Raw genomic sequence first — 18922 nt, 5'->3', positions numbered from 1 at the left:
GTGCGTGCAGGTTGTTTCCCGGCTCCGTGAAGAGTGGCGGGACGTGACAGCTCGCGCAGTTCGCTTTGCCGTTGAAGATTGCCTTTCCACGTGCCGCGGGTTCCTTGGCGTAACTGTCCTCCGGAGGCTTCGCAGCCGGGATGGCAAGCTGATAGAAGTGAAGAGCCGCCAGTTTCGAGGTGACCAGATCTGGCTTACCGCGCGTGTTGCCAGAGCCGCTTTTCGCGGCCACCGGGTACTGGTCCTTGTTGCTAAACCGGGCGTCGAAGAAGATGCCCGAGCCGTGCATTTCGGTGGCGGCGACATAGGCGTTCCAGTAGGTAACGGATCCAAAGCCCGTCCAGGTGTGCAGGTTCACGCCCGCCAGGCCGAATGCGGGCGGAATGAGGGTGCCAGCCTGTTTCCCGTCGGGTCGGAAAGCCTTGCCGTCCTTGTCGAGTACAGCGTCGAACCGCCCCGGGCCCCAGCTGTTGAAGACCTTCTTTACCGTCTCGACGTCCACGCCAAGGAGGTCGGAATAAGGCTTCAGGTTCGGCGCGAGCGAGACGATCAGGCCGACGTTCAGATCGCGGTTGGCCCAGCCGTCCAGGCGCTTTCCAATGCCGGGTGCGAAGGAGTCGTCGACCGTCGAGTGGCACAAGGAACACTGAAGACCCATGGACTGCAACCTGCCGTTCGCATCAAAGATGCCCGTCACGCCAACCACCGAGTTCAGTTTGAGCAGGGCGAGTGTGACCGCAGGATCGTCGAGGTTGACCTTGCCTTGCTTGAGCTCTTGCTTCAACGAGTCAGGCAGGGCGTCGGCATCCACCTTAAGGCCCACCGACAAGGCGGTCTTTGGGCTCACCCCGCCCCCCACACCGCCGTTTTTCTCGCCGGCGATGGCCTGGTGCAGTTTGAGCGTGTCACCCCAGAAGGCCTCGCTGCCAAAGGTGTCGTAGCGGAAGACTTGCCTGCCTTCTGCCATCATCCTTTCGGCGTTGTCTTGAACGAGAGAATCAAACTGCGAAGGTGCCGCGCCTTGCGTGTTACCTCGCTGTGCTCGGCCATCGGCGGAGGCATCGGCACTCAGGCGTGATTGCGTTACAAACTGCACCGACAGCAAGACACCGGTAACGGCCGCGGCGATGACCGCAAAACGCAAGACCTTCCGTTGGATAACCATCCGACTCCCCGCTGTCGCCGCCTCCGAGACATGCTACAAACGGCGAAGGCGAGTTGTCTGTCCACTCTTGAACACCCCCCCCTTTCCGGGAGGCCGGGTGCGACCGCGCGGCGATTGCGCGACCAGATCACGAAAGGTGTGCGTAAGGGAACATACACGCACCGGCGAAGCTTCTAGGATGCCGTAGCAGGGAGAAAGTAAAACGACGATAGTGCGTCATCCTGACCTGCCCTGAAGGAACCGGATCACCACATCAGCCGCGTGATTGAACGAAGCGGCCCTTCGTCGATTCGAAGCCGTCCTGGCAACGGTTTTCAAGAACAACCGTAAGCGACAGTTTCTGACTATGGAGGTCAGCGATGATACGAACATTCACTCTTGCTCTCTGCTTCCTGCTTGCCACCGGTGCGGCCTATGGTGCGAGTAAGGAGCAAAAGCGTCTGAACAATGCCGGGATCGTGATGGAAGAGATCATGAACATTCCCGACAGCATCCCGCAAGACCTGTTGAAGAAGGCCGAGTGCGTCATTGTGATTCCTTCCGTCAAGAAGGTAGCGATCGGATTCGGGGGAAGCTATGGCCGCGGGGCGATGGTCTGCCGATCGGGCAAGACCTTCGATGGTCCGTGGGGCGCTCCCGCCATGTACGCCCTGGAGGGCGGCAGCTTCGGACTGCAACTCGGCGGACAAGCGACCGATCTCATTCTCCTGGTGATGAATGAGAGAGGCGTAGATTCCATTCTCAGCAGCAAGGTAAAGCTGGGCGCGGATGCCTCCGCTGCGGCCGGCCCCAAAGGCCGGGACGCTCAAGCCGCCACCGATGCGTTCATGCAGGCGGAGATACTCAGTTACTCCCGTTCGCGCGGTCTCTTCGCCGGCATTTCCCTGGCGGGTTCCACCATTCGTCCGGACAACGACGCCAACGCACGCGTCTATGGGCGTTCCATCACGGCACGAGAGATCGTGCGGGACAATAAAGTGCGGATTCCCGCTAACGGCCGCCGTCTGGTTCTTTCCCTGCAGAAGAATGCTCCACAGAATAACTCGACTGCAGCCTCGGGCACGTAGCCGGGTGTGAGCCATTTTGGGGACAGTATTCGTCAATGAGTTCAGGCAAACATAACCGCGATTACCAAAAAGGAGATTTCATCGTGAAACGACTTGGCATCGTATTACTGCTGCTGCTCATCGCGCTTCCGGTCTTCGCCCGAAGCGGTCCGAAGCGCGGAGAACTCGTCCGTGCTGACTATGGCTGGGGGGACACCTGGGTGGATGTGACGGAGCGTGTGCGTTCGCTCATCCGCGGTCAGTCCCTGAATTTCCGCGCCGACAACGCGACCCTTGGTGTGGACCCTCGACCGGGGAAGGATCAGGCGCTTCGCCTGCACCTCCGGGACAAGCAGGGCCGCACCCGAGTAGTGACCTTCCATGAGAACGAGAACGTAAGGCTCCAACCGGTGTGGAGTGCGGCGGTCAGTTCCGCTGGACTGCAGATCCTTCGTGGCACCTATGGCGCCGGCAACCGGACCATGGATGTGACCGACCGCTTAAGGCGACAGATCCAGAATGGCCAGCTCAACCTCCAGGTGACCAACAACGCCATGGGCGGTGACCCGGCCGAAAACCAAGCCAAAACGCTCACCGTGCAGCATTCCTTCAACGGGCGGACGGGCCAGGTGGTCATCAACGAAGGCGACTATCTCCGACTGCCGGACACCAGCTACGAGGGGAGTCTGCAGATCCTTCGTGGCACCTATGGCGCCGGCAACCGGACCATGGATGTCACCGACCGCCTAAGGCGACAGATCCAGAATGGCCAGCTCAACCTCCAGGTGACCAACAGCGCTATGGGCGGTGATCCGGCCGAGGGCCAATACAAGACGCTCACCGTGCAGCATTCCTTCAACGGGTGGACGGGCCAGGTAGTCATCAACGAAGGCGACTATCTCAGGCTGCCGGACAGCTACCAGGGTAGCCTGCAGATTCTTCGTGGCACCTATGGCGCCGGCAACCGGACCATGGATGTCACTGACCGCCTAAGGCGGCAGATCCAGAACGGCCAGCTCAACCTCCAGGTGACCAACAACGCCATGGGCGGTGATCCGGCCGAAAACCAAGCCAAAACGCTCACCGTGCAGCATTCCTTCAACGGGCGGACGGGCCAGGTGGTCATCAACGAAGGCGACTATCTCCGACTGCCGGACAACAGCTACCAGGGGAGTCTGCAGATCCTTCGTGGCACCTATGGCGCCGGCAACCGGACCATGGATGTGACCGACCGCTTAAGGCGACAGATCCAGAATGGCCAGCTCAACCTCCAGGTGACCAACAACGCCATGGGCGGTGACCCGGCCGAGGGCCAAGACAAGACGCTCACCGTGCAGCACTCGTTCAACGGCCAGCCGGGCCGGATAGTCATCAACGAAGGCGACTATCTCAGGCTGCCGGACAGCTACCAGGGCAGCCTGCAGATCCTTCGCGGCACCTATGGCGCCGGCAACCGGACCATGGATGTGACCGACCGCTTAAGGCGGCAGATCCAGAACGGCCAGCTCAACCTCCAGGTGACCAACAACGCCATGGGCGGCGACCCGGCCGAAGGCCAAAACAAGACGCTCACTGTGCAGCATTCCTTCAACGGGCGGACGGGCCAGGTGGTCATCAACGAAAGCGACTATCTCTACCTTCCGGTCCAAAACGCAACCTCAACCTCACAGTACATTCGGTGTGAGTCCGGCAACAATGAGCGACGGTACTGCCGGATTGATAGCCGGGGCGGAGTGCGTTTGTCCCGTCAGCTCAGTGATGCTCGCTGCACCCAGGGATCCACCTGGGGATACGACAGCGAAGGAGTCTGGGTGGACAACGGCTGCCGCGCGGAATTCGAGGTGAGCTCGCTCCTGGGTTCGAATGTGGGATCCGGAGGAGCCTACACGACCATTCCCAGCGGGACGCAGCTCGCGATCCGAACCAACGAAGTCATCGATTCCAAAACCGCCAACGTGGGGCAGACCTTTTCCGCTGTGATGGATAAGGATGTCCTCGATGGCGCAGGTACGGTTACGATTCGGAAGGGTTCTGATGTCGACCTGGTGATTCGAAGCACGGCTGGCTCCGATCTGGTGCTGGACATCGATTCGCTGACCGTGGGAGGGAACCGATACTTCGTCAGTACCGGGGACCTGGAACGCAGCGGACGCGATGGACTCGGCGCCAACAAACGGACTGCGGTACTGGTGGGTGGCGGTGCGGCCGTGGGCGCCATTATCGGCGCCATTGTCAGCGGCGGTAAGGGTGCTGCCATTGGCGCGGGCATCGGCGCGGCAGGTGGTGTCGCCGGGCAAGTCTTGACCGGAGGCAAAGAGGTGCGGGTTCCGGCAGAGACCCTCCTGAGTTTCAAGCTCGACCAGGATCTGCGCTTGCAACCTTAGCAACCAATGTTGTGCGTACGCTAGGGGTAACCGAAGCGGAACCACGCCTCGGTTACCCACAAACCGAAAGCCGGCTCCTGGTGAGCCGGCTTTTCGTGTCTTCACCCTCATCGCGCCCGGTCAGTGCGCGTTATTGAACAGACTGCCGGTTCCCAATTCGGTAAGGTGAAAGTACCTCGTGCGCACCTGCGATGAACTTAGAACCGGTGCTCACGATGGATAAGCAACAGGAGATAAAAACATGCTTTGGACAATTTTTGTGATCTTCGTGATTCTGTGGCTTCTGGGTTTCAGCTTTCATGTAGGCGGAGGCCTGATCCATCTGCTGTTAGTTCTGGCGGTAGTCGTTTTGATCGTTAACTTGCTGGGCGGACGCCGAGTTACCGGCTAGGAGCAACTAAGCAGGCGAGTCCGGGCCGGCATGTGGTAGTCGGGCCCTGCCTGCCTTTACCAGGTGTGCCACACCGGAACGAACTCGGAACGACCTGAAAGGATGGCTGGATGGCTCTTTATCTCTATATCTTTAGGGAAGTCGCCCTCTGTGCACTGTTGTCTGTCGCTCTGATGGGTTTCATCGGCGGGGGTGTACTGGCTTGGAAGGCGGCAGAGAAACTGGTTGGCGGGGTCCGGCAGGCACGCGCGCGTCTCACTTCCGGCCGCCTATCGGGAGTTTTCGCCTTAGCCGAACAGCGATTCCAGTCAGCCCGCAGAAGGAAGCGTTACGCTATGCTGGCTTTTCCGCCAGCCCTGAAATCAGCCCCGGCTGTTTTGGAGCCCGAATTGGCCTCCAAGACAGCATGAAGTGCCGCCAGCAGGGCTTCGGGCCCATGGGACTTGAACACGAACGCATCCACCGATTTCAGCCCATCCTGAGGGACTTCTCGATGGTCGGTCAGCATCACCACTCGGGTCTCGGGCTTTAGGCGCTTGATCTCATCCGCCACCACGCCGCCGTCCAGCAAGGTCAGGTAGTAGTCGAGCAGGATCGCGTCGACCGCCTGCGAAACGAAGAGTTGCAGGCCCTCACGTCCGCACGTGGCGGTCAGGACTCGGTATCCGTGGTCTTGCAGCAACGCCCCGCGGAGAGTGAGACCGTTCCTGTCGGTATCAATGCATAGGATGTTCTTACCCTGTGCGGCCATGGTGACCTCGACTTTCAGTCTTGCAGGTAGCTGGTTTACCCTCTAACGCTCGCCGGCCTAGCCAGCCGGCTCAGGTTGCTGGATTGCTGTGTGCAGGCTGGCAGGTGTCCCGCCTGGCGCTTGGTCCGCGTGCGACGCGGGATGTAACAAGACTGCACTCAGCATCTTCAAGGCGTCTCGCCAGAGCCCGTCCACACGCTCCAACGGCAAACCTGTCGCTGCGGAGATGGGTGTGGCACCCATGCCAAGCACGGTCCGCAGTATGAAGACCGCCCTCTCTTCACCGGCAAGGTCCAGGATTGCGTCCGTCAGCGGCTGCCCGGCGCCCGCTGCCTGGGAAGCGACTGCGCGGCCACCGGGAGGACTGGCCAACCGGCAAGCCTCAGCCAGCGCAGCACCGATCAGGGGCGACGGGAGCTGGCTACCCTCGAGCTCTCCGTGTTGCCGGTAATAGCGCAAGAAGGCCCACGCCGTAGCGTCGCTGGCCAGGTGCGTGTCGCCAAGATAAAGGCAACAGAACGTGAAGACCGGTGCTTTCCAGCGTCGGTAGAATTCCTCCATCTGGAGCGAGGACCTGCTCTCTGCCCGGCGAATTGAGGAAGGTCCAGCTTCTTTCATCTCTGAGAACCCAAGCCCACCACCGCAATCAGAAACCAGTACAGAAGTTCGCTCCTCAATGCTTGCTCTGCCCGCTGCCCAGACTGCTCTGCAACTGGGACGTACCCCGATCCGGGACCACCGTGTAATCCGTGTACTGAATGGTGAGCACCGCGCGCCCACCCAGCCGCACCGAGCTGGTGGTGTGATTCTCGGAAGGCAGCCAGAAGTCGCCGATCCTGATATAGGCGTGCTGGATCTGGCTCTTCTTGATCCAGAACGAAGGGTTCTTGGCCGGCTCGGCCTCAATGCGCAGGACCGCGAAATCCTTGCCGTCAACCCAGATCTTGCCGCGATAGAGGAACTTGTTCTTGAGCTTCGGCTTCAGGCCCAGCACGTAGGCGCCGAAGTCGCCGGTACGCTGATACTCCAGCAGGCAGAATTCGTAATTCTGAGGGTTCAATGCGGTGCGCTCCTGGTTCTCCGGCGCAAGCGCCTCTTGTTCGCTTTCCAGCAGTTTCTTGAACACCTTGTTGATGATGGCCTTGGATCCGGTTTGCGACACGATGGTGAATTCCTTGTTGGCTGGCGCGGCATACTTTGCCTGAACGATCATTTCCGCGCGCCGGCTGCCAGGAAACCCGGAATACTCCAACTGATACCGGCGCTGGCTCACATAGCTCTCCAGCGCCTGCGTCCGTTCGGCGTTCCTCTTCCCCAGGTTTTCTACCACCTGCTCCACGGATAAAGGCGCGGCAGCCGGTTGACACGCGGCCTCGGCGACAGTTTCCGCCATCGCCACGCCGACGGATGCGGAGGCCACAATCAGTACCACGGCAATCCAAAACCCGTAGGCGTAAGCGCGCGATCCTGGGGAAGCCGAAGGCATTTCAAGGTTCCTAGTGCGCGTGGAGCTTTTCTGAATTGAAATCTGCGCCATGGAGAGTCCTCAGCAAGGAAAAGGTCGCACACACAGAAAGCGAAGACTGTACAAAATCGCACAGGTCAGGAACTCTTTTTCGCGCGCCGGACCTGGGTCGGTCGCCGGGGGGCAGGGAAAACGAGCGGCTGTCCAATTCTGTACAGCGAGTCAGCTCTCGTGAATGGGAAACTTCGCCAAATGAGGGCCGGCGATTTAGCTAGGATGCTCGGGCTTTTAGATGAAGAGGGCTGGTCGAGTGACGATGGCGTATCTGGCGCTCCTGCTGCCTGCGTTCGCGCAACAGTTTAATGCCACCTCCTCCACGCCTCCCCCGCTGACGCGAGAACGCCTTGAGCAGGCGCAGCCCTCCACGTACCAATGCCAACTCATCTTTGTAGACCTCGACCAGAACCAGGTGTGGGTTGCCTGCCCTGGTGAGCACGTGTTCGCCCCTCTGCGTGTGGTGCTGATCTTGAGCGCTCCGGATTCGATCGGCCCCCTGGACCCGGGCGGCAGGCCGCAAGTGGAGATGCGGGCCGCCAAGGAACAGGTCCTGGTCAAACTCCCTCACTTCGACCCCGTCAAGAACCGCCGCTGGAAGGCATGGAAGAAGTGCACGGTGGCGAAACTGTTGCTTCTGCAGGAGGGGCGACAGTAACCCAAAACCGCTATGGCCGCAGGAACGTTGAGGCTGTGCAATTCTGTACAGAATCCCTGGCCCCAGCGGCGAATGATGGTCAGGCTCGCCACCAGGACGAGGTGTCTATGCATTGCCAAAATCGCTCTCTTTTCGTCGTTGCACTTCTGCTCATGCTCGTGGTCATGGGGTGCTCGACACGGCCCAACGACGCCGCTATCGTGAGCCAGGTTCAAAGCAAGATCGCGGCAGATTCGGGGCTGGCTGGAAAAGCCGTCACCGTTCAGTCCACCGATGGTGTGGTCACACTCTCCGGCAGCGTAGACAATGAACAGCAGCGCGCCGCTGCGGCCGTGCATGCCGGGACCGTCGAAGGCGTCAAGACTGTTGTGAACAACCTGCAGGTTGTGCCGTTGACGGCCGGAACCGAGCCGGGCGCACGCTTTGCCACAGGGGCGTCGTCCGCTGCGACCGCCGGGGCCATGTCTTCCTCCCCCAGCGCTCTCCCAACGTCCGCGCCTGCCCAGGTCACCATTCCGGAAGGCACGGTCCTCTCTGTGCGCATGATCGATGCCATCGACTCCGAGCAGAGCAAGATCGGGGATATTTTCCGGGGAACTCTGGAGACTCCGATTGCGATTGACGGCAAAACCGTCGCCGCCAAAGGCGCCGATGTGGAAGGCCGGGTGATTGCCGCCAAGAGCGGAGGCAAGTTCGCCGGACGGCCGGAAATCTCCCTGGAGCTCACGCAACTTACGCTTGGGGGAAAGCAGTACCACCTGAACACCAGCGAGTTCGCGACCCACGGCGCCTCCCGCGGCAAGGAGACCGCGGCGGCCGTAGGCGGCGGGGCCGCGGTTGGAGCCATCATCGGAGGCATCGCGGGCGGCGGGAAGGGTGCGGCCATCGGTGCTGCTGCTGGCGCCGGGGCGGGTACCGGCGTGCAGGCGATTCGCAAGTCCGGCCAGGTGAAGGTTCCATCCGAGTCGGTGATCGAGTTCCGCCTGCTGAACCCAGTTTTGGTGACGCCGTAGAGGCCGTGGCGCCCAGCGTGATTAATTCCGGCTTCGAACCACCCCGGGACAGCAGAAAAGTTGAAGTTGTGCAGTTCTGTACAGAATTGCAAGTCCCGGAATGCGAATCTTGGTGCTGACCGATAGGTTTCACATTTCCGTGAGGAGAGCCATGGCGAGGAAGCCCAAGCACCGAATCTTGGTGGTCGATGATGACTTGAGTAATCGTGAGTATATTGCGGAGCTGCTGGCGTCTCACGGATACGACGTCTCCACGGCGGCGGATGGTTTCGATGCTCTCCTGCAACTGACGCAAGAGCCTCCCGACGTCATCATTTCCGACCTCAACATGCCCAACATGTCGGGAGCCGAGCTGCTCTCGATCGTCCGCCGGGGCTATCCCCACACCCTGCTCATTGCCATGAGTGGAGCATATGAGAGTGGAGCCATACCGGCCGGAGTCGTCGCCGACGCCTTTTTCGCCAAGGGTCAGCAGGAGCCGAAGGCCCTCGTACGCACTACGGGTGACCTGATCAGCGCTTCGGTGGCACCGCCAGAGAGTAACTGACGCAATGACAGAACCAAAGAAATGTCTGCGAGTAAGAACAAGCGATGGTCGCTGTCCCGTTCCCTGATTTGCTCGCTCCTGTGCAGCGCACTGGCGGCTGGGGTCCTTGATGTTCCAGTGACGCTGGCAGCCTCCTGGCAGGCTCCGGCTGAAGCCTTGCACGTGCCGGAACTCGACGCCGGCTTTCACCTTCTCTACGAACTGAAACCGGAGGAAGCTCGCAACCAGTTTGCGGCCTGGCAGAAGTCCCACCCGGAAGATCCTCTTGGGAGCGCCTCGGAAGCGGCGAGCTATTTGTTTGAGGAGTGCTATCGGCAGGGCGTCCTGACCTCCGACTTTTTCCTGGACAACAAGCGTTTTCTGGGCAAGATCCCTCTCAAGCCCGACCCGAAGCTGCGCGCGGCATTCTTCGGCGCGGTCAAGCGGGCGCAGGACCTGGCGCGGCTCCGTTTGAAGACCGCTCCCGACGATGCGAACGCCCTGTTCGCCATGGCCCTGAGCCTGGGTATGGAGGCCGACTACGCCAGCCTTATCGATAAGGAGCAGCTTGATAGCCTGAAAATGATCCGCGAGGCTGATAAGTACGCCAAGAAACTGCTGGTCGTCGCCCCCGATGCCGCCGATGCCTATCTTGGCCTGGGCACGGCGAATTACGTGATCGGGAGTTTGCCACGACTCAAGAGGTTTGTCCTCCGCTTGGCTGGAATCCGCGGCGACAAGAAAGCAGGCATCCGACAGCTCGAGATCGCCGCCGACCGCGGCCATTATCTCCGGCCGTTTGCGAAGATCTTGCTGGCGCTGGCAGCCCTGCGCGAGAAGAAGCCAGAGGTAGCCCGCACACAACTCGAGGAGCTAGTCGCGGAATTCCCTGACAACTCGCTTTTTGCCAGTGAGCTGGCGAAGCTCAAGGTTCCTCCGACCGCGGCCGTTCCCCCTCGGGGGCCTTCCTCAGCAGAATTTCTCTCAAGAGCTCCGTCAGGCGCGCCAATCACGCCGCCGCTCACAGTGTCCGTTGGCATCAAGCCAGCCGACAAGAGACCGAACGCTGCCGCGAGCTAGCCCGATGCAGGAGTCGGCTGCCCCGTAGTAGACATTGATGGTGTCGCCATCCGAACTCATCGTATGCCCGCAGGGGAAAACCACGTCGTGGACATCGCCGCCACGTTCGTAGTCGGTTTCTGCTCCGAAGATCCAGGAATCGCCCCGCAACAGGCACTTGTCCGGCTGGGAAAGATCGAAAAGAGCCAAACCGAGGCGATAGAGACATCCGGAAGCCGTCTGACGCACTCCGTGGTAGAGCACTAGCCAGCCCCCGGCGGTTTCAATTGGCGGCGAAGACAGGCCGATCTTGTTCGCGTCCCACCACGCGCCGCGGCGGGCCTCCAGCATCACCTTGTGGCTGCCCCAATGTCGCAAATCGGGGGAGTAGGAGATCCATATGTGAGCGCCGAGTGCCGTCATGGGCCGATGGATGAGTGCCCAGAACCCTCCGATTTTGTGTGGGAGAAGGGCCGCATCCTTGTCATCAGGCGACATAATCACACCGTATCTCTCGAAGGTGCGGAAGTCCTTCGTGAGGGCCAGAGAGACCCCAGGACCGCCCCGAGAATATGCGGTGTACACCACCACGTACTGCTGCAGTTCCGGCACGTAGGTCAGTCGAGGGTCCTCGATGCCCCACAACTCTTCGGGATATTCATCTGGCCTCGGCATGAGCGTGGGTGCCGGATCGATGGTCCATCCGTCCACGCCGTTTGCAGAACGGGCGGCGCAGAGATGTGAGAGGCCTCGCCGGTCTTCTACACGGCACAGCAACAGGGTCGACCCATCCTCCAGCAGCGTCGCGCCTGCATTGAAGACGCTATTGATCGAATATGGCCAGTCTCGGCTCGTCAAGATCGGGTTCGAGGGATGGCGATGAAGCAGTGGCTCATCATGATTCTTACCCACGCTCATGAGATCTCCAATGGATTGCGGGAACTGGCAAAACCGGCTGAGTCGGCTGGCGATTCGCGCTTGGTGAGCAGCAGGTCCGCGCCCTCTAGAAGACGCATCTCCAACAGCGCCATCAGGAATGAAAGAGTGGACTCTGCTCCCTGGTTCTCGTTGGCCCGGTCGGGATGCAAACCATCCCGGCATCCGCCGGTGCTGGAATCATAAAGAACGATCTGCAGATCATTGTCGCCCAGAAACCAGTTGAACGCTGACCAAGCCTCCTTCTGCCAACGGTCATCTCCGGTTGCGCGAAAGGCCTGCAGGCATGCAGATACGGCAGCGCCTGCCTCGACAGGTTGTTGATCGAAGCGGGCTTTGTCACCGCCCTCGCGGTAGAAACCCTGGGATCCGATGGGCACAAAGTGCCCTTTTGTTTCGCAACGCTGCATCCTGACAAGCCAATCCAGGGATTCAAGACCGGCCGCAAGCATCACTTTGTCTGAGGTGCGCGAAGCGCAAGCTAGGAGAGCCTGTGGCAATCGGGCGTTTGAGTAAGCGAGGACATCCTCAAACCAGTTCCATCCCGCCGAGCGGCTGGAAGCGTAACTATCAAGCAGTCGATGTGCCAGCTCGTCTCTCGTCTGGAGAGCCGCTCTGTCCCCCGGAAAGCAGTCAAGGTATTCCTGCAATCCCAGCGCAGCGAAGGCCCAGGCACGGGGACTGCGGAAGGCGTGCATGGCAGGAACGGCAGATTCAAAAAGCCGGCCTGCCGTGCCCCTTAAACCCGGGGACTTGGAGCGCCCCAGGACGGTTCCCAATCCCCACAGAGCGCGCCCATGGCTATCTTCGGATCCCTCGGCCTCGTGCCACTGGCGCTCGTAGCTCAGAACATTTCTAAACCGGCCGGTCGCCGGATTGAACGCGTGCCATAGAAACGCCAAATAGCATGATCCCAACCTTGCCGACTCGGAAACCGCTGTCATCCCAAGCTGCTCCATCAGAACAGCCACAATCAACGCGCGAGCATTGTCGTCGGTTGAGTAGCCTTCCCGATAATTCGGCACCGAGAATACTGCATGCTGCAGGAGGCCGGTGTGGTCGGTCATACGATACAGGTGATCCAGCTTGATGGATGGCAGCCTGTCCAGCGTCCTTTCGGCATTCAGATCCGAGAACGCGATACGCGGGGTTTGCATACGGTCAGAACGGGCGCGTACGAACGTGCCCATATAGGACCGGGCGATCTTGTTCCAGACCGTGTCGCGCGCATACAGGTAGGCGCGCTTGCGCATGGCATGGCGGGTTGCCTCCTTGTCCAGGAGTTCAATCGCCGCACTTGCAATTGCTTTGGAGTCTTGGAACGGCACTAGAACCCCGCGGCCGTCATCCAGTAGTTCGGTGGCGTGCCAGTATGGGGTCGAAATGATTGCCTTACCCGCGCCTAGCGCATACGCCAGTGTGCCGGATACCGCTTGTGCCTCATCGCGATACGGGGTGATGTAAATGTCGGCCGACCCAACGAACTGGGCCATCTCCTCAGGGCTGACGAAACGATTGTGGAATATCACGTTGCGTTCTACCCCGAGCTTTCTTGCCAGAGCCTGCAGCTTGAGCCGATATTGGTCCCCTTCGCGACGTCGGATACGAGGATGGGTAGCACCCGCGATCACGTAGACGGCGTCGGCGTGTTGGGCAACGATGCGTGGCAGCGCTTCAATGACGCTTTCAATCCCCTTATTCGGCGACAGCAGTCCGAACGTGAGTAGCACAGCCTTCCCTTCCGTTCCGGAGGAATCTTTATAGTAGTTGGGATCTCCAAAGGGCAGGTCGGGGACGCCGTGAGGAATGAGGTCGATTTTCTCCTCAGGAACACGAAACACTTCTTGCAGGAACCGCGAGGAGTGCTCACTCATGACAATGAGGCGGTCAGAGAGTGCCACGATCTCGTCCATGACCATACGCTGATTGGCGTCTGGCGCGCGCAGAACCGTATGTAGTGTCGTCACCATAGGCATCTTGAGGCGCCGCAGCAGGCGCAGGATGTGGCTGCCAGCTGGCCCTCCGAAAATGCCGTACTCATGCTGAAGAGAAACCAGATCAACATTGTTGAAGTTAAGAAAGTCGGCGGCATCCTCGTACGAGGAAGGGTCACCTTCCGTGAGCTCGAATCGGACGCGAGCGGGGTAGCTGTACCGCGATTCAGGGTCGTTGACCGGCACTGCTAGGAGTTGCGCGGTGCCGAACTCTGCGCCGATGGCATCGCATAGGTCGGTCGTGAAAGTGGCGATCCCACACTGTCGCGGGAGATAGTTTCCGATCACCGCGATCCGGCTTGGAAGCGCAGCGCTGGACCTCAACCGCCACGACGGCGCCGGCTTTTCTTCGAGCACCGGCGTGCGCACCGTGAGCCGAGATGATGGTTTTCTCCACGGTGCACTCTCTAGTGACGACATTCATGTCTCCTTAGGTTGTGGCAGCGGGCGCGGGCTGCTTCGCCGCTGCTTCAGTGGCAGGTTGTACCGATTGTGCCCACGCAAGACCAGGGGCTCCCTCATCATCAATCCATCACACGACTGGCGTCTGTGCACAACTGAACACCTTCGCCAGTCGGCCTGAGCCTGTGCTCTTTGGTACAGAAAGCAGAGCCGCCGGCCCGTAGCATCCAATTACGACCGAAAGTGTCCGTCTAACTACGCACACGCCGAGTCGCACCGACGCGCAGGATGAAGAAGGAATGAAGGGTCAACCGACCGCACTTCGCGCTGAACCAGAGCGCCGATCGCTGAAACGGAGCGCAACCTAATGAAGTCAGTTAGAGTCATCAGCACCGCACTATCTCTGTTCCTGCTGCTTGGGACCGCCGCGCCTGCATACGCACGGCAGGGTGGCAAGCAGGACAAGTCAGAAAAGCAGGACAAGGGCGACAAACAGGGGAAGTCTCAAAAGCAGGCCAAGGGCAAGTCCAAGGCCCAGGCGGAAAGCCGGCAAGGCAAGCAACAGGAACAGGAACCCGCACCACAAGCCCGGCCTGAACAGACGCAACAGCGGGCCCTGCAGCAAGACCAACAGCAGCAGCGGGTGCAGTCACAGCAGAAACCGCAGAAGCAGCAGAAGCAGAATCAGCGGCAGGTGCGGGTACAGCAACAGCAAGACCGACCGCCGGGTTGGGACAAGGGGAAAAAGGTCGGGTGGGGCGATGGCACCGTGCCCCCCGGACAGCAGACGCGTGTGTCGCAAAAGCGTCAGCAGGCCCTGATTCGCGCCCAGCAGCAGCGCGTCCTAGTGTACCGTCGGCGCCTGGACGAGCAGCAGCGTCTCGCGCAGCAGTACGCGGCACGGCTCCAGCAGCAACGATACATGGCGAGCTACCGCTACCAGCAGGAGTATTTGGCGCGCCTGCGTCAGCAGCGAATCGATCTCCAGCAAGCCCGCGACTACAACAACGATCCTTTCTTCTACACGGCCCCGATCTATCGCTACAACCGCGCTGGCAGCTACTACCAGACCAACGAATACGGCGCGAATCTGCTTCGCCAGGCCGTGAACAACGGATATGCGCAAGGCTTCCAGGCCGGCCAGGCAGCACAGCAGGACCGCTGGACGTCCGGCTACCGGAACTCTTACGCCTATCAGGACGCGAACTACGGCTATGACGGCTATTACATTGACCAAAGAGAGTATAACTACTACTTTCGCCAGGGCTTCAGCCGGGGCTATGACGACGGCTACAACAGCCGCAACCAATTTGGCCAATCTTCGGGTGGCACTTCGGGCATCATGGGCGCCATCCTCTCGCAGATCCTGAACTTGCAATCGCTGCGCTAACCGCGGATGCGTGAGGTCAATTGATGCGACAGCCATCCGCACACTGATGGCTCTGGGTCTGGTCGTTTGCCATCTGACCTGCCCCCCATCTTTAGTCCAGGGATAATGAGACTTTCTCCGGGTTTTGTTCGCCCCGCATGCCTTCCTCGGCAGCGGGATGGGGGTGTGGGGCAAGGGGCCGACGTTTGAGGCCTCTTGCCCCACTCCCTCTTTGTAGAAGCTTGCAGCCTGCGCTGCGAACTCCACCGGTGTACGATGCTGCAAGCTGCTATGTGGACGATTTTCGTCGTAGTCCTGCTTCCACTGCGCGATCTTCTCCCGGGCGTCGGGCAGTGGCGCTGCGAGAGGTCACCAAACGGGCCGCCCTTTACGAAGGTCGGCCGGCTCGTGCGCTACCCTTGGCTAGAGCTGGAAAAGCACTTGCGCGACAGAATGATTCTGGGCAAGGGTCGCGCGTAGCTGAAACCGGTTACCGCGATGCTCGGGAGATATGTCGTTGGTGGCCTGAACCCTGCGAGACGAGGTGCAGGGTCGCGCGCTCATTGCAGCTTCTTCTTGAACTGCCGTAAGAAGTGCTCCTTCACCGCCTGCTTGCCCTGACCCTTCGGTGCTCGAAGGTAGACATCGACTGCTTCCGCGAGCCCCTTCCCGAACTGCTCCGGCGTGGGAGTTGGTTCTACCTCAAACCTCAGGTCCCGCTTTTTGGGCTCGTCTTCCATGGCGCTCTACGGACACACTCTATCCGGTGTCACTTCTGGTGTCACTTGGTCTCCGACCTCGGTGCGAGACAGTGCGTGTCGATGCGGGAAAACCAGCAGACAAAGCCTTGTGTTTCGTGGAACATTGCAGAAAGCTGCGAAATCGTGCGCGTTCGTACAGAAACCCAGAAATGGATTTTAAGTCCCGTGCGTCTGCCAGTTTCGCCACCCGGGCAGGCAAGGCGCTGGCGAGTTGATTGTATGTTAGTTAGTCGATGATTGCCGCATCTGCTTCTGTCACGTTCATAGGGGTTGATGTCCATTCTGGTATCGGTCGGCGATGTAAGAGCGGCTCTTCCGGCGGCTTGCAGACGAAAGGTGAGCGCAGCTAGATTAGGCGCGAGAGCTGTACATGAAAGGGCCCGCGCCGGTGGAATCCGCCTCTCGATTCATCGACATGAAGATCAAGGAACTTGGGGATTGGCGCGGGAAGACGCTCGCGAGAGTGCGCGACATCATACACAAGGCAGACCCTGAGATCGTCGAGGAGCGGAAGTGGGTGAAGCCCACGAGCCCCGGAACACCGGTCTGGTCCCACGGCGGCATCGTGTGCACGGGAGAGACGTACAAAAACGTCGTCAAGATGACGTTTCCCAAGGGAGCTGCGTTGCCGGACCCTGCAGGCCTGTTCAACGCCAGCCTGGAGGGGAATGTGAGGCGCGCCATCGATATCCACGAAGGCGACAAAATCCATGAGGCGGCCTTGAAGGACCTCATCCGCGCAGCCGTGGCGCTGAATCTCAAGGGCAAGAGCAAGCCCCGGCGAGCGAGCCGGAAGCGGGGCGACTAACCTTATTGCAGGTCCCGGCCATATCTGCTCCTATTTTCGTTACCTCAATCACTAATCACTGCCTGTTGTTCCTTCAGGGGCTAAAGCCCAGATGCTTGGCGCTCCGAACGGCACGGCTAGAGCCGTGCCCCTCCGAAAGACATGCATTGGTTTCAAATTCATAGATGCTTCGCTGCGCTCAGAATGACAGGTCAGGGATTTGCTGGGAATTTGTGGGATGGGGGTGATCCTTCGCTTCCCTCAGGATGACAACCTGAAAACTATTCCAAATGAAGTTGTGGGGCGCGACGCTAGTTGTCTTCGGGGGATCGGGTTTCGAGCAGGCTGCGTAAGCGCTGGCTGAAACCGGAGGGCAGGGAGAAGGTGCGGTCGTCGCCGCTGAGCACGATGACGTTGCGGGTGCCGTCGAGCACCGCCGAGCAGTGGCGGCAGCCGGCAAAGTGACGTTCGATCATGCCGCGCAGGCCGGGATCGAGGTCGCTCTCGATGTACCTGGAAATCTCGCGCAGCACTTCGCGGCAACTGATCTCGACAACCGGACCGGCGGCCTTCTGCCCGGCTTTCGGTGCGGGTTGGCGTTTCTGCCTGGCCATCGCTCGAGCCTTACTGGATCCTCCCGTCGGCGGCCTGGAGCAGCGCCAGGAACCGGTCGTTGGGCACGTGATGAGGATTCTGCTCCAGTTGCTGGTCGTGGTAGGTCAAGGGATGAGTTTCAAATCCGCCCTTGAGCAGGATGCGGCCGGGCAGCGCGGCCACGTCGTACATGCAGACGATGACGGCGGGAAGGCTCTTGGCGGCCACGGTGACCCGCGATTCGAATTCGAGGATGGCGTCGTCCGGGGGCCAGTCGGGGCGGCCCCAACCGATGTTGCCCAGCAGGCGGAGCAGGGGTGCGCCGGCATCGAGTGCGAGCTTGAAGGCCGCCGCAATGTCTTCCAGCATGGCCTGACCGGTGGGCTTGCCTTCGAGCACGAACAGCCGCCGCTCCTGGGCCAGGCGCGCCACGTCGAAACCATGCCGGCTTAGGATGGCGAGGACGCGCTGGTTGGCCTGCGGGTGACCGAAGATGAAGCCGGCGTCGCGGCCACGCAGTCCGGCTTCCAGGAAGCCGACGGCGGCTTCGAAGTCGGGCTCGGATTCCCAGAAATAGCCGACGTGGTCGCCGCTGCGGGCCATCGCGTCGCCCACACCCAGCGGCACCAACAGCGCCGGAGGCTGAACCGCTTCCTGGATACGCCGGCGAAGGCGCTGGCTGAATCCGGCGGGAAGCGGGAAGGCGCACGGGTCGGCGGCCAAGCGCCTGAGGTTGCGCACGCCCTCGAACACCGCCGCACAACGGCGGCAGCGGCGAAGATGACCGCGGATGTCGGCACGCTGCCTGGAGGTGACCTGACCCTCGAGGTAGTCGGAGATGCGACGCTCGATGCCGCGGCAGGCCTTGGGTCTGGCTTCTACCATGGCCGCACCTTCTTGTACTTGGGACTGCCCGAGCTCCAGGAGCCATCGACGCCGGGGGCGAGCGCGTCGCGCATCTGCAGGCGGGCGCGCAGCAGGCGGGTCTTGACCGAGGATTCGTTGATGCCGAGCAGACGGGCGGTCTCCGCGATGCTGAGGTTCTGCACGTCGCGCAAGATGAAGACTTCGCGGTACTTGGGCTTGAGCGAGGCCAGGGCGCGGGCCAGCGCCTCACGCAGTTCCTTGCGGTCGAGGGTTTCCGAAGGAATCTCGCGCCAGTCGGCGAAGTCGCGCGGGATGTAATCGCCTTCCTCGTCAGGCTTGCCGTTGTCGATGGATTCGTAAAGCCCCTTGCGGTCCTTGCGGCGCCGCATGCGGGCCTCATTGATGGCGATCTGCACCAGCCAGGTGCTGAACTTGGATTCGGCGCGGAACTGCGGCAGGTGGGCCAGGGCCTTCAGGAAGGCTTCCTGCGCGGCTTCTTCGGCGTCGGCGTCGTTCTCCAGGACGGCATAGGCGGCGTAGTAGACGCTGCGCTGGTAGGGCTCGATCAGTTCGTAAAAGAGGTGATTCTCGCCCTGCTGGACACGGTGGATGAGTGCGGCTTCGTCCCGCAGCGACCTGCTGGCTGACGGTTCCGGGCTTTCGGCCTTGACGGCCCCACTCCGCGACATAGATGGTCTCG

General features: G+C 60.7%; 18 protein-coding genes and 1 pseudogene. 9 read left to right on the top strand and 10 right to left on the bottom strand.

Features of this window, described 5'->3' with window-relative positions; all coding sequences use genetic code 11:
- Window positions 1-1144 (bottom strand): hypothetical protein (locus VLE48_11775; GenBank protein HSA93682.1); only part of this gene is annotated, 1144 nt, incomplete at its 3' end.
- Between the two features lie 380 nt (window positions 1145-1524).
- On the opposite strand from VLE48_11775, the gene VLE48_11770 reads away from it, so the two are divergent.
- The 3 genes from VLE48_11770 (at window position 1525) to VLE48_11760 (ending at window position 4986) form a co-directional block, all read left to right on the top strand.
- Entirely contained in the window at window positions 1525-2232 is a 708-nt protein-coding gene (locus VLE48_11770; protein HSA93681.1) for a lipid-binding SYLF domain-containing protein, read from the top strand.
- An 83-nt stretch (window positions 2233-2315) separates the two neighbouring features.
- Window positions 2316-4595, top strand: coding sequence for a DUF3011 domain-containing protein (locus VLE48_11765; GenBank protein ID HSA93680.1), 2280 nt, complete (start codon window positions 2316-2318; stop codon window positions 4593-4595).
- Window positions 4596-4836: 241 nt separating this feature from the next.
- Window positions 4837-4986, top strand: a complete 150-nt coding sequence (locus tag VLE48_11760; protein HSA93679.1) for a lmo0937 family membrane protein — start codon at window positions 4837-4839, stop codon at window positions 4984-4986.
- A 328-nt stretch (window positions 4987-5314) separates the two neighbouring features.
- Here VLE48_11760 and VLE48_11755 read toward each other — a convergent pair whose 3' ends face one another.
- Together VLE48_11755 and VLE48_11750 are read right to left on the bottom strand one after the other, a co-directional pair.
- Complete coding sequence (locus VLE48_11755) at window positions 5315-5737, bottom strand: response regulator (GenBank protein HSA93678.1); 423 nt, start codon at window positions 5735-5737, stop codon at window positions 5315-5317.
- Between the two features lie 673 nt (window positions 5738-6410).
- Window positions 6411-7223 (bottom strand): hypothetical protein, encoded by an 813-nt coding sequence (locus tag VLE48_11750; protein ID HSA93677.1) that lies wholly within the window; start codon window positions 7221-7223, stop codon window positions 6411-6413.
- Between the two features lie 271 nt (window positions 7224-7494).
- On the opposite strand from VLE48_11750, the gene VLE48_11745 reads away from it, so the two are divergent.
- The 4 genes from VLE48_11745 to VLE48_11730 all read left to right on the top strand — a co-directional run bounded on the left by VLE48_11745 (window position 7495) and on the right by VLE48_11730 (window position 10533).
- Window positions 7495-7914: a hypothetical protein gene (locus VLE48_11745; GenBank protein HSA93676.1), complete on the top strand. Its 420-nt coding sequence runs from the start codon at window positions 7495-7497 to the stop codon at window positions 7912-7914.
- Window positions 7915-8078: 164 nt separating this feature from the next.
- Complete coding sequence (locus VLE48_11740) at window positions 8079-8927, top strand: BON domain-containing protein (protein HSA93675.1); 849 nt, start codon at window positions 8079-8081, stop codon at window positions 8925-8927.
- A 151-nt stretch (window positions 8928-9078) separates the two neighbouring features.
- Complete coding sequence (locus VLE48_11735; protein HSA93674.1) at window positions 9079-9474, top strand: response regulator; 396 nt, start codon at window positions 9079-9081, stop codon at window positions 9472-9474.
- 117 nt (window positions 9475-9591) lie between these two features.
- Complete coding sequence (locus VLE48_11730; GenBank protein HSA93673.1) at window positions 9592-10533, top strand: hypothetical protein; 942 nt, start codon at window positions 9592-9594, stop codon at window positions 10531-10533.
- On the opposite strand, the gene VLE48_11725 is transcribed toward VLE48_11730, so the two are convergent.
- Window positions 10450-11430 (bottom strand): hypothetical protein, encoded by a 981-nt coding sequence (locus VLE48_11725; GenBank protein ID HSA93672.1) that lies wholly within the window; start codon window positions 11428-11430, stop codon window positions 10450-10452. The two genes, VLE48_11730 and VLE48_11725, sit on opposite strands and share 84 nt — an antisense overlap.
- A complete protein-coding gene (locus tag VLE48_11720; GenBank protein ID HSA93671.1) occupies window positions 11427-13862 on the bottom strand; it encodes a glycosyltransferase family 4 protein in 2436 nt (811 codons plus the stop codon). Before VLE48_11720 ends, VLE48_11725 begins: the two co-directional genes overlap by 4 nt.
- A gap of 349 nt (window positions 13863-14211) precedes the next feature.
- Here VLE48_11720 and VLE48_11715 point away from each other — a divergent pair, with 349 nt between their 5' ends.
- Entirely contained in the window at window positions 14212-15234 is a 1023-nt protein-coding gene (locus VLE48_11715; GenBank protein ID HSA93670.1) for a hypothetical protein, read from the top strand.
- Window positions 15235-15465: 231 nt separating this feature from the next.
- Here VLE48_11715 and VLE48_11710 read toward each other — a convergent pair.
- Window positions 15466-15567, bottom strand: a pseudogene (locus VLE48_11710) (integrase core domain-containing protein).
- Between the two features lie 206 nt (window positions 15568-15773).
- Entirely contained in the window at window positions 15774-15953 is a 180-nt protein-coding gene (locus tag VLE48_11705; GenBank protein ID HSA93669.1) for a hypothetical protein, read from the bottom strand.
- A gap of 391 nt (window positions 15954-16344) precedes the next feature.
- Here VLE48_11705 and VLE48_11700 point away from each other — a divergent pair, with 391 nt between their 5' ends.
- Window positions 16345-16782: a DUF1801 domain-containing protein gene (locus VLE48_11700; protein HSA93668.1), complete on the top strand. Its 438-nt coding sequence runs from the start codon at window positions 16345-16347 to the stop codon at window positions 16780-16782.
- Between the two features lie 290 nt (window positions 16783-17072).
- Here the strand turns inward: VLE48_11700 and VLE48_11695 are convergent, their stop codons facing one another.
- From VLE48_11695 to VLE48_11685, 3 genes are read right to left on the bottom strand one after another with little or no spacing between them, the layout of a single operon-like run.
- Window positions 17073-17375, bottom strand: a complete 303-nt coding sequence (locus tag VLE48_11695) for a zf-HC2 domain-containing protein (protein ID HSA93667.1) — start codon at window positions 17373-17375, stop codon at window positions 17073-17075.
- Between the two features lie 10 nt (window positions 17376-17385).
- Window positions 17386-18240: an MEDS domain-containing protein gene (locus VLE48_11690; GenBank protein HSA93666.1), complete on the bottom strand. Its 855-nt coding sequence runs from the start codon at window positions 18238-18240 to the stop codon at window positions 17386-17388.
- Window positions 18234-18911 (bottom strand): sigma-70 family RNA polymerase sigma factor, encoded by a 678-nt coding sequence (locus tag VLE48_11685; protein HSA93665.1) that lies wholly within the window; start codon window positions 18909-18911, stop codon window positions 18234-18236. The genes VLE48_11690 and VLE48_11685 overlap by 7 nt, the downstream gene beginning before the upstream one ends.
- Window positions 18912-18922: the final 11 nt, after the last annotated feature.

The sequence above is a fragment of the Terriglobales bacterium genome (genome assembly GCA_035454605.1).
Classification (GTDB): Bacteria; Acidobacteriota; Terriglobia; order Terriglobales; family Acidobacteriaceae; genus DATMAB01.
Note: the sequence above shows the minus strand (reverse complement) of the source record. Positions and strands in the feature narration are given on the sequence as shown.

What these genes read in the sequence shown, in the direction of transcription:
- VLE48_11755 (HSA93678.1), bottom strand. Translation starts at nt 5,737, where the DNA reads ATGGCCGCACAGGGTAAGAACATCCTATGCATTGATACCGACAGGAAC.
- VLE48_11690 (HSA93666.1), bottom strand. Translation starts at nt 18,240, where the DNA reads ATGGTAGAAGCCAGACCCAAGGCCTGCCGCGGCATCGAGCGTCGCATC.
- VLE48_11725 (HSA93672.1), bottom strand. Translation starts at nt 11,430, where the DNA reads ATGAGCGTGGGTAAGAATCATGATGAGCCACTGCTTCATCGCCATCCC.
- VLE48_11700 (HSA93668.1), top strand. Translation starts at nt 16,345, where the DNA reads ATGAAAGGGCCCGCGCCGGTGGAATCCGCCTCTCGATTCATCGACATG.
- VLE48_11745 (HSA93676.1), top strand. Translation starts at nt 7,495, where the DNA reads ATGAAGAGGGCTGGTCGAGTGACGATGGCGTATCTGGCGCTCCTGCTG.
- VLE48_11770 (HSA93681.1), top strand. Translation starts at nt 1,525, where the DNA reads ATGATACGAACATTCACTCTTGCTCTCTGCTTCCTGCTTGCCACCGGT.
- VLE48_11750 (HSA93677.1), bottom strand. Translation starts at nt 7,223, where the DNA reads ATGCCTTCGGCTTCCCCAGGATCGCGCGCTTACGCCTACGGGTTTTGG.
- VLE48_11720 (HSA93671.1), bottom strand. Translation starts at nt 13,862, where the DNA reads ATGTCGTCACTAGAGAGTGCACCGTGGAGAAAACCATCATCTCGGCTC.
- VLE48_11705 (HSA93669.1), bottom strand. Translation starts at nt 15,953, where the DNA reads ATGGAAGACGAGCCCAAAAAGCGGGACCTGAGGTTTGAGGTAGAACCA.
- VLE48_11685 (HSA93665.1), bottom strand. Translation starts at nt 18,911, where the DNA reads ATGTCGCGGAGTGGGGCCGTCAAGGCCGAAAGCCCGGAACCGTCAGCC.
- VLE48_11715 (HSA93670.1), top strand. Translation starts at nt 14,212, where the DNA reads ATGAAGTCAGTTAGAGTCATCAGCACCGCACTATCTCTGTTCCTGCTG.
- VLE48_11695 (HSA93667.1), bottom strand. Translation starts at nt 17,375, where the DNA reads ATGGCCAGGCAGAAACGCCAACCCGCACCGAAAGCCGGGCAGAAGGCC.
- VLE48_11740 (HSA93675.1), top strand. Translation starts at nt 8,079, where the DNA reads ATGGGGTGCTCGACACGGCCCAACGACGCCGCTATCGTGAGCCAGGTT.
- VLE48_11760 (HSA93679.1), top strand. Translation starts at nt 4,837, where the DNA reads ATGCTTTGGACAATTTTTGTGATCTTCGTGATTCTGTGGCTTCTGGGT.
- VLE48_11735 (HSA93674.1), top strand. Translation starts at nt 9,079, where the DNA reads ATGGCGAGGAAGCCCAAGCACCGAATCTTGGTGGTCGATGATGACTTG.